Here is a 9,597-nt window from a genome sequence, read left to right as displayed (position 1 = left end):
GCCGATCAGGCGGCCGGGCTCGCGGCGGCCGGAGGGCCGGCCTGAGCCTGCGGGGCTTGCGCGTCGCCGCCGTCCGCGCCGTCGCCGTCCACTCCCGCGCCGTCCACTCCGTCACCGTCCGCGCCGTCGCGGGTGGCCGTCCAGGAGGCGACGAACAGCAGCAGCTTCGCCGTGAAGTTGATCCAGAGCAGCAGGGCGATCGGCACGCCGAAGGCTCCGTACACGCTCTTCGTGGCGACCTCCCGCATATAGCCGCTGAGGAGCAGTTTCAGCAGTTCGAAGCCTGCCGCGCCGATGAGGACCCCCTGGATGAGGCGGCCGCGCGGCGGTTCGACGCCCGGGAGCAGGGTCAGGACGTAGAGCAGCAGCAGGAAGGCCGCCACGACGCCGACGAGGAAGGCGAGGGTGCGCAGCAGCGCGCCGCCCGCGCCCTCGCGCGGGATGCCCAGCCAGTCGGCGGACTTCCCGACGGCGCTGGAGCCGAGGATGGAGGCGGCGGCGGAGGCCAGGCCCACGCCGCCGAGGCCGAGGAGGACGAGCGTGTCCTTGCCCTTGCGGGCGAACGGGTTCCCCTCGTCCTCGTCGTCCTTCTCCCAGACCGCGCGCAGGCAGTCCCGCATGGAGCCCACCCAGCCGATGCCGGTCAGCACGAGGACGGCGCCGGCGACGAGACCGACCGTGCCGGCGTTGGCGACGAGCCCCTCGATGTCGAGCTGGTCGGAGATGCCCGGGACCTGCTCGGAGAGGTTCTTCTCCAGCCGGTCCAGCTGCTCGGGGCTGAGCAGCGCCGCGCCGACGGCGGCGGCCACGGTGATCAGCGGGAAGAGGGCGAGGAAGCTGATGAAGGTGATGGCGGCGGCGAGGCGGGTCCAGTGGACGCGGTCGAGGCGTTGGTACGAACGCCACACGTGCGTCCGCATCAGACGGGTCGCGAGCGGCCCGATCACCGGGAGTTTCGTCAGCCAGTCCATGGGGTCACCGTAATTCAGCCGCCGGAAATAGCCAGGATTGTCGCTTCTGGCGGCTACGGTCGTCGATTGTGACTTTTCCCGAAACGCGCCCTACGGGTCGCCCGTTCCATATTTTGGTCCTGCGAACGCTGAGATTCCGCGCCCGGCGCATCGCCCGGCTGCCCCTGACCCTGCGCCCCCTGGCCCCGCGCCCACTCCGTCAGGACGGCGGTACGGTCGCCCCGGCGCCCCCGGCAGCCTGGTCGGCGGGTGAGCCCGCCTGCGTGGGGACGCAGTTCGGGCCGCTCCCGAACGGGTACTCGCGCAGCTTGCGCCAGACGCCGTCCGAGCCCTGCTCGTAGAGCGCGAAGCCCGCGCAGACCCACTCGGCGGCGTAGTCGGCGAGGGTCGTGAACGCCAGGTCCATCGCCTCCTCGGAGATCCCGTGGGCGACGGTGACGTGCGGGTGGTACGGGAAGGCCAGCTCGCGGTCGATCGGCCCCTGGGGGTCGCGGACCTCGCTCTGGAGGCGGGTGCAGCCCGCGGCCCCTTCGGCGATCTTGACGAAGACGACCGGCGAGAGGGGTCGGAAGGTGCCCGTGCCGGCCAGCCGCATCCGGAAGGCCCGGGAGGCGGCCGCGACCTCGACCAGGTGGGCCCTGATCGCGGGGAGCCGGTCCGCCTCCACCTCGGTGGGCGGGACGAGGGTGACGTGCGTGGGGATGCCGTGCGCGGCGGCGTCCCCGAAGCCGGCGCGCAGCTCCTGGAGCTGGCTGCCGTACGGCTCCGGGACCGCGATCGAAACGCCGAGCGTTACGGTCCCCACGTATCTCTCCTCCGCTTGTCGCTGTGGACTGCTGCCGCCCCAGTGTGGCGGCAGCACCCCCGTTCGTGCCAGGGCTCTCTGTCCGTAGTTGCGTTCGTCAGTGCTTGGCGGGCAGCAGACCGAGGCGGTCGTAGGCCTGCGCGAGCGTCTCGGCGGCGACGGCACGGGCCTTCTCCGCACCCTTGGCCAGGATGGAGTCCAGCGTCTCGGGGTCGTCCAGGTATTCCTGGGTCCGCTTCTTGAAGGGTGTGACGAAATCGACCATCACGCCGGCCAGGTCGGTCTTCAGCGCGCCGTAGCCCTTGCCCTCGTACCTGGCCTCCAGCTCGGGGATCGTCTCGCCCGTGAGGGTGGAGTAGATCGTGAGCAGGTTGCTGACGCCGGGCTTCTTCTCGGAGTCGAAGCGGATCTCGGCCTCGGTGTCGGTGATCGCGCTCTTGATCTTCTTCTCGGTGACCTTGGGCTCGTCGAGGAGGTTGATCAGGCCCTTGGGGGACGAGGCGGACTTCGACATCTTGACCGCCGGGTCCTGGAGGTCGTAGATCTTCGCGACCTCCTTGACGATGTGCGCGGCGGGGAGGGTGAAGGTGGAGCCGTAGCGCTGGTTGAAACGCTCCGCCAGGTCGCGGGTCAGCTCGATGTGCTGGCGCTGGTCCTCGCCCACGGGGACCGCGTTCGCCTGGTAGAGCAGGATGTCGGCGACCTGCAGGATCGGGTACGTGAAGAGGCCGACGCTGGCGCTGCTGACGCCTCCCTTGGCGGACTTGTCCTTGAACTGGGTCATCCGGCTGGCCTCGCCGAAGCCGGTGATGCAGTTCATGACCCAGCCGAGCTGCGCGTGCTCGGGCACGTGGCTCTGGACGAAGAGCGTGCAGCGCTCGGGGTCCAGTCCGGCGGCCAGCAGCTGCGCCGCGGAGAGCCGGGTGTTCGCGCGCAGATCCTTCGGATCCTGCGGCATGGTGATCGCGTGCAGGTCGACCACCATGTAGAAGGCGTCGTGCGTCTCCTGCAGGGCGACGTACTGGCGGATGGCTCCGAGGTAGTTCCCGAGGTGGAACGAACCGGAGGTGGGCTGGATGCCGGAGAGCGCGCGAGGACGATCAGAAGCCATGGCTTCATTCTCTCAGGTGCGGGGGCGGGCCCGTGCCCGCCGTCGGCCGGATCCCTCCGGGTCACGCCGGGTCCGGCCGCGCCGCGCCCGGGTACCGGGCGGTAGCGGATCGTCCGGTTCCCGCCCCGGCCGAGCGACCGATTTCCGCCGGTCCGCTCCGCGGGCGGCGCTCGGCCTCGGGACGCCCTCACACGCCGGGCGGGCCGGGGATCCGGCCTCTCCGGCGTGTGAGCGCGGGGGTCCGGGGCGGAGCCCCGGCAGTGGTGCCGCAGGCTACGACAGCGGCAGACCCGGGGCCGGGAAGGCCGCCATCAGGTCCGTGACCTCCGCGCGGATCGCGGCGAGGGCTTGCTCGTCACCCTTCGCGGCGGCGTCGACGGACCGCGAGATCCAGTCGGCGACCTGCGGCATGTGCTCGGTGGACAGGCCCCGCGAGGTCAGCGAGGGCGTACCGATCCGCACGCCCGAGGGATCGAACGGCTTGCGCGGGTCGAACGGGACCGTGTTGTAGTTCACGACGATGCCCGCCCGGTCGAGGGCCTTGGCCGCGATCTTGCCCGGCACCTCCTTGCCCGTCAGGTCGATCAGGATGAGGTGGTTGTCCGTACCGCCCGAGACCAGGTCGAAGCCCTTCTGCAGCAGCGCCGCGGCCAGCGCCTTGGCGTTGGCGACGACCTGGTGGGCGTACGCCGTGAAGGACGGCTGGGCCGCCTCGTGCAGCGCCACCGCGATACCGGCCGTCGTCTGGTTGTGCGGGCCGCCCTGCAGGCCCGGGAAGACCGCCTTGTCGATGGCCTTCGCGTGCTCCTCGCGGCACATCAGCATCGCGCCCCGAGGGCCGCGCAGGGTCTTGTGCGTGGTGGTGGAGACCACGTCGACGTGGTCCGCCGGGGACGGGTGCGCGCCGCCCGCGATCAGGCCCGCGATGTGGGCGACGTCGGCGACCAGGATCGATCCCGCCTCCCGCGCGATCTCCGCGAAGGCGGCGAAGTCGATGGTCCTCGGCAGGGCGGTACCGCCGCAGAAGATCAGCTTGGGCCGCTCGGCGAGGGCCAGCTCGCGCACCGCGTCGTAGTCGATGAGCCCGGTGTCGGCCCGGACGCCGTACTGCACGCCCCGGAACCAGGAGCCGGTCGCCGAGACGCCCCAGCCGTGGGTGAGGTGCCCGCCCATCGGCAGGGCCATGCCCATCACCGTGTCGCCCGGCTCGGCGAAGGCCAGGTACACGGCGAGGTTGGCGGGCGAGCCGGAGTACGGCTGCACGTTGGCGTGGTCCACGCCGAACAGGCCCTTGGCGCGCTCGATCGCCAGCGCCTCGACGCGGTCGATGTTCTGCTGGCCCTCGTAGTAGCGGCGGCCGGGGTAGCCCTCGCTGTACTTGTTCTGCAGCACGGTGCCGGAGGCTTCGAGGACGGCCGCGGACACGTAGTTCTCACTGGGGATCAGGCGCAGGGTCTGCGCCTGCAGTACTTCCTCCGCGGCGACGAACGACGCCAGCTCGGGGTCGGTGGCCAGCAGGGCGGGATGGCGGCTCGCGGACATGGCGGGCTCCTCCGGGGTCGATGTGATCGTTACCCCGCGAGGCCCAGGCGAGCGGCCCTGTATGCGGTCGAGCGCGCACGACTCCCCCGGAGTTGGTTCCCCGTACGCCAGTCGCCGTGCGTACCGGACACCTTAGCGGGCGCGCCGGGAGAGAGGTTTCTGCGTCCGGGATACGAGCGACGATAAGAAGGTGACGCCACCCTCGTCACCGCTTCACCCGGCGCTTCACCGCGCCGGACGGACGATCGGAGACCCCGTGTCGACAACTGCTGATGCCATCCGCGCCGCAGACGCCCACAGCGCGCACAACTACCATCCGCTGCCCCTGGTCGTCGCGTCCGCGGAAGGCGCGTGGATGACCGATGTCGAGGGCCGCAGATACCTCGACATGCTCGCCGGATACTCGGCCCTCAACTTCGGGCACGGCAACCGCCGTCTGATCGACGCCGCCCGCGCCCAGCTGGAACGGGTCACGCTCACCTCGCGCGCCTTCCACCACGACCGCTTCGCCGACTTCTGCACCGAGCTCGCCGCGCTGTGCGGCAAGGAGATGGTGCTCCCCATGAACACGGGGGCGGAGGCCGTGGAGACGGCGGTGAAGACCGCCCGCAAGTGGGGCTACGAGGTCAAGGGCGTCCCGGACGGCCACGCCAAGATCGTGGTCGCCGCCGACAACTTCCACGGGCGGACCACGACCATCGTCTCCTTCTCCACGGACCACGAGGCCCGTGACCACTTCGGCCCCTACACACCGGGCTTTGAGATCGTCCCGTACGGGGACCTGACCGCGCTGGCCCATGCCGTCACCGAGAACACCGTGGCCGTGCTGCTGGAGCCGATCCAGGGCGAGGCGGGGGTGCTGGTGCCGCCCGCCGGGTACCTGAGCGGCGTGCGGGAGCTGACCCGCGAGCGGAACGTCCTCTTCATGGCGGACGAGATCCAGTCGGGGCTGGGGCGCACCGGCCGGACCTTCGCGTGCGAGCACGAGGGGGTCGTCCCGGACGTCTACATCCTCGGCAAGGCGCTAGGCGGCGGCGTGGTGCCGGTCTCCGCCGTCGTCGCCGACCGGGACGTGCTCGGGGTGTTCCGGCCCGGGGAGCACGGGTCCACCTTCGGCGGGAACCCGCTCGCGTGCGCCGTCGCCCTGGAGGTGATCGCGATGCTGCGGACCGGCGAGTTCCAGGGCCGCGCCACCGAGCTGGGCGAGCACCTGCACCGGGAGCTGAACCTGCTGGTCGGCGGCGGCGCGGTGACCGCCGTACGCGGCCGCGGGCTGTGGGCGGGCGTCGACATCGACCCGTCCCGGGGCACCGGCCGGGAGATCTCCGAGAAGCTGATGGAGCTCGGCGTGCTGGTGAAGGACACCCACGGGTCGACGATCCGGATCGCCCCGCCGCTGGTGATCAGCAAGGAGGACCTGGACTGGGGCCTGGACCAGCTCCGGTCGGTGCTCGGCGCGTAGGGCGTGTCCGCACAGTAGCGCCGGCCGCCCGGAGGGCGGGGCAGGCGGGACTCAGCGGACACGCCCTCAAGGCGTGTCCGCATCGGTCAGAGGATGACGTGGGGCAGGAAGCGGGCGTACTCGTCCGTGACCGGCCCCGCCGATTCGCGGATGCCGAGCCCCGCCGCCTCGTCCTCGACGACCCACGCGCCGAGCACCACCCGGTTGCCGTCGAAGTCGGGCAGCGGGGCCAGGCCCTGGAAGCAGTACCGCTCGCCTTCCTCCGGTACGAACGGCTCCGCGTCCTCGCCCGCCTCGTGCAGGGTGACCCCCGCGCCCTCCCGGCCGAGGAGGGGCTTGGCCACGTAGCCGGTGGACCCGGGTCCGGCGAGCTCGCGCGGGCCGTCGAGGTAGGCGGGGAGCAGGTTGGGGTGCTCCGGGAAGAGCTCCCACAGGATCGCGAGCAGCGCCTTGTTGGACAGCAGCATCTTCCACAGCGGCTCGATCCAGCAGGTGGAGCCGGAGCCGCCGCCGAGGTCGTACGTGCCGAGGACCTGCGGGCCGAACTCGTCCGTGGCGAGCCACTCCCACGGGTAGAGCTTGAAGCAGGAGCGGATGAAGCGGAGCTTCTCGTCCACGAACCGGCCGGAGAGGCTGTCCCAGCCGATCTGCTCGACGGAGAGCGCCTGGGTGTCCAGGCCGGCCTGCTCGGCGGTCTCCTGGAGGTAGGCGACCGTCATCAGGTCCTCGCCCAGCTCGTCGGTCTCGGAGTGCGCGAAGTGCAGTGGGCCGGGCGGGAGCAGCTCGGCCTGGCGCCGCCAGGCCTCGACGAGGCGCTCGTGGAGGGAGTTCCACTGGTCGGCGCCGGGGAAGCGTTCCTCCATCCAGAACCACTGGGGGCTGGCCGCCTCCACGAGGGAGGTGGGGGTGTCGGCGTTGTACTCCAGCATCTTGGCCGGGCTGCCGCCACCGTCGTAGCGCAGGTCGAAACGGCCGTAGAGGGAGGGCTGTTCGGCGCGCCGCCGCCAGGACTCGGCGATCAGCGCGGCCAGCTTCGGGTCGGTGATGCCGAGGTCGGCGAAGCGGTCGTGCTCGACGATGTGCGCGGCCGCGGCCAGACACATGGCGTGCAGTTCCTCGACGACGTTCTCCAGGGCTTCGACCTCGGGGAGCGAGAAGGAGTAGTACGCGCTCTCGTCCCAGTAGGGGCGCAGGGAGTCGTCGGGGTAACGGGTCAGGGGGTAGATCAGCCCCTGCTCCTCGACGGTCTTCTGCCAGTCGGGACGGGGCTCGATGGTGTGCCGCTGCATCGTCTCGGTCAGCCGCCGCTGGAGCCGGAGCTGCTGTGTCCGCCGATGCCGCCGCGGGTGACGGCGGACTTGTCGAAGCTGCCGCCGGAGACCTTGCCGCTGCTGACGTAGCCGCCGTAGTAGTAGGCGCCGGTGCCGCCGCTCTTGCACTCCTTGTTGTTCAGGTGCTCCAGCGTGGAACGGGAGGCGCAGCGCTTGTCCGGTTCGTCGCTGCTGCCGCAGGCCACGAGCGTGGCCGCGAGCAGGCCCATGCCTCCGAGTGCGACGGCTCCGGAGCGCATGCGGCGCTGATTGGTGCTGCTGCTGTCCATGTCTGCTGTTCCCCCTGGGGCCTCGCGTGCTGCCGACAGAGTAGAGCGGGGCCACCGGCCGATGGAATCCGGCCGCCGTGAGATCCGTGACCTAGAGTCAGTTCGTGCTCATTGGGATGATTTGTGCGCTCGGCGCGGCAGTCTGCTTCGGCACGGCGTCGGTTCTGCAGGCGGTCGCGGCCCGGGCGGCGGAGCCGGGCACCGGGTCCGGGGTGGACACGGCACTGTTCCTGCGGGCCGTCCGGCAGTGGCCGTATCTGGCGGGTCTGGCTCTCGACGGAGTCGGCTTCGTGCTCCAGATCATCGCGCTCCGGCACGTCCCGATCTACGCGGTGGGGGCGGCGCTGGCGGCCAGCCTCGCGGTGACGGCGGTGGTCGCGGCGCGGCTGCTGCGGGTGCGGCTGTCCCGGACCGAGTGGGGCGCGGTGGCGGTGGTGTGCGCGGGGCTGCTGATGCTCGGGCTCTCCGCCGGGGAGGAGGGCACGGGGACCGGGTCGACGGCGCTGGAACTGTGGCTGCTGGCGGTGGCGGGTCTGGTGCTGCTGGTGGGCGTGGTCGCGGGCCGGCTCCCGGACGGGCCGCGGGCACTCGTCCTCGGTCTCGCTGCGGGGACCGGCTTCGGGGTGGTGGAGGTGTCGGTCCGGCTCATCGACTCGCCCTGGGACCTGCGCAGCCCCGCGCTGTACGCCCTCCTGCTGGGCGGCGGCGCGGCCTTCCTGCTCCTCACCTCGGCCCTGGCGCGCGGCTCGGTGACGGTGGCGACGGCGGGCCTGGTCCTCGGCGAGACGGTCGGCCCGGCGGTGGTGGGCGTGGCCTGGCTCGGCGACCGCACCCGCGAGGGCCTGGCCTGGCCGGCGGTGACGGGATTCGTGGTGGCGGTGGCCGGCTCCCTGGCCCTGGCCCGCTTCGGCGAACCCCCGGCCGAACCCCCGGCCGGTACCCGATCCAGCCCTGCCGGCGTTTGAGGCGCGGGGGGTCGCGGGCAGCGCCCCGAGACGGCGCCACAGGTCACGGGAGGGCTGCCGCCAAGGCCGCCAGGGTCGGGGACCACGCGCTGTCCGACGGGGTCCCGTAGCCGACGACCACCGCATCCCGCCCCGAAACCCCCGCCTCCGGGTGCCGGAACCGCGCCAGCCCGTGCAGGGCCAGGTCCTGCCAGGCGGCCGACTGGAGGACCACCCGCTCCGATCCCGCCGGGAGGTCCAGCACCGCGTGCAGGCCCGCCGCGATCCCCGACACCCCCACCCGGTCCCCCACCGCCGCCACCAGCTCGTCCCGGCGCCGCCGGTACCGCAGCCGCATCCCGCGCACGTGCCGGTCGTAGGCCCCGGAGGTGATGAACTGCGCCAGCGTCAACTGGTCCAGCGCGCCGCACGCCCAATCCGTGGGCCGACCGGCGGCGAGCACCTCCTCCAGCAGCCCCGGCGGGACCACCATCCAGCCCATCCGCAGCCCGGGGGCCAGCGACTTGCTCGCCGTGCCCAGGTACACCACCCGGTCCGGATCAAGGCCCTGCAGCGCCCCGACCGGCTGGCGGTCGTAGCGGAACTCCCCGTCGTAGTCGTCCTCCAGGATCAGCCCGCCCGTGGTCCGCGCCCAGTCGACCGCGGCCGCCCGCCGCGCCGGAGTCAGGGCCACGCCCGTCGGGAACTGGTGCGCCGGGGTCAGCAGCACCGCGCCCGCCGCCGCGGTCAGCTCCCCCGTCCTGGCCCCGTCCCCGTCCACACCCAGCGGGCGCGTCCGCAGCCCCGCCCGCACCAGCAGGTTCCGGTGGAAGTCCAGGCCGTACCCCTCCACCGCCACCTCCCGCACCCGCCGCGCCCGCAGCACGCCCGCCAGCAGGGTCAGCCCGTGCAGGAAGCCCGCGCAGAGCACGATGCGTTCGGGGTCCGCGTACACCCCGCGCGCCCGCGCCAGGTAGCCGGCCAGCGCCCGCCGCAGCTCGACGCGGCCGCGCGGGTCGGCCGCGTAGCCGAAGGCCTCGTTCGGCGCGTCGGTCAGGGCCCGGCGGGCCGCCGACAGCCAGGCCGCGCGCGGAAAGCCCCCCAGGTCCGGGGAGCCCGGCACCAGGCTGTACGCGGGCCCGCTGCGCGCGGGGCGCCGTAC

The 9,597-nt window shown here is 72.4% G+C and carries 9 protein-coding genes and 1 riboswitch; of the genes, 2 read left to right on the top strand and 7 right to left on the bottom strand.

Annotation, left to right across the window (positions count from 1 at the left end):
• Window positions 1–5 precede the first annotated feature (5 nt).
• From ACWGIU_RS19295 to ACWGIU_RS19280, 4 genes are all read right to left on the bottom strand, one after another.
• Complete coding sequence (locus tag ACWGIU_RS19295) at window positions 6–971, bottom strand: YihY/virulence factor BrkB family protein (protein WP_453707356.1); 966 nt, start codon at window positions 969–971, stop codon at window positions 6–8.
• Window positions 972–1,170: 199 nt separating this feature from the next.
• Window positions 1,171–1,776 carry a 2'-5' RNA ligase family protein gene (locus ACWGIU_RS19290; RefSeq protein WP_453707354.1) on the bottom strand — a complete coding sequence of 202 codons (606 nt, stop codon included), beginning with the start codon at window positions 1,774–1,776 and terminating at the stop codon, window positions 1,171–1,173.
• A gap of 97 nt (window positions 1,777–1,873) precedes the next feature.
• Window positions 1,874–2,887 carry a tryptophan--tRNA ligase gene (gene trpS, locus ACWGIU_RS19285; RefSeq protein WP_453707353.1) on the bottom strand — a complete coding sequence of 338 codons (1,014 nt, stop codon included), beginning with the start codon at window positions 2,885–2,887 and terminating at the stop codon, window positions 1,874–1,876.
• A 273-nt stretch (window positions 2,888–3,160) separates the two neighbouring features.
• A complete protein-coding gene (locus ACWGIU_RS19280; RefSeq protein WP_453707351.1) occupies window positions 3,161–4,429 on the bottom strand; it encodes a serine hydroxymethyltransferase in 1,269 nt (422 codons plus the stop codon).
• Window positions 4,430–4,463: 34 nt separating this feature from the next.
• Window positions 4,464–4,554, bottom strand: a riboswitch (ZMP/ZTP riboswitch).
• Window positions 4,555–4,685: 131 nt separating this feature from the next.
• Between ACWGIU_RS19280 and rocD the strand changes: the two genes are divergently transcribed.
• Window positions 4,686–5,891, top strand: a complete 1,206-nt coding sequence (gene rocD / locus ACWGIU_RS19275) for an ornithine--oxo-acid transaminase (RefSeq protein WP_453707349.1) — start codon at window positions 4,686–4,688, stop codon at window positions 5,889–5,891.
• A gap of 86 nt (window positions 5,892–5,977) precedes the next feature.
• On the opposite strand, the gene ACWGIU_RS19270 is transcribed toward rocD, so the two are convergent.
• Window positions 5,978–7,180 carry a glutathionylspermidine synthase family protein gene (locus ACWGIU_RS19270; RefSeq protein ID WP_453707347.1) on the bottom strand — a complete coding sequence of 401 codons (1,203 nt, stop codon included), beginning with the start codon at window positions 7,178–7,180 and terminating at the stop codon, window positions 5,978–5,980.
• Window positions 7,181–7,188: 8 nt separating this feature from the next.
• Window positions 7,189–7,491 (bottom strand): hypothetical protein, encoded by a 303-nt coding sequence (locus ACWGIU_RS19265; protein WP_453707345.1) that lies wholly within the window; start codon window positions 7,489–7,491, stop codon window positions 7,189–7,191.
• Between the two features lie 104 nt (window positions 7,492–7,595).
• On the opposite strand from ACWGIU_RS19265, the gene ACWGIU_RS19260 reads away from it, so the two are divergent.
• Window positions 7,596–8,456: a hypothetical protein gene (locus ACWGIU_RS19260; RefSeq protein ID WP_453707343.1), complete on the top strand. Its 861-nt coding sequence runs from the start codon at window positions 7,596–7,598 to the stop codon at window positions 8,454–8,456.
• A gap of 43 nt (window positions 8,457–8,499) precedes the next feature.
• On the opposite strand, the gene ACWGIU_RS19255 is transcribed toward ACWGIU_RS19260, so the two are convergent.
• Window positions 8,500–9,597, bottom strand: a 1,098-nt coding sequence (locus ACWGIU_RS19255; RefSeq protein WP_453707341.1) for an aminotransferase-like domain-containing protein, incomplete at its 5' end; no start/stop codon positions are given.

The sequence above is a fragment of the Streptomyces sp. NPDC054840 genome (assembly GCF_053611065.1).
The sequence above is the reverse complement of the archived record's forward strand: the minus strand, read 5'-3'. Positions and strand labels throughout refer to the sequence as shown.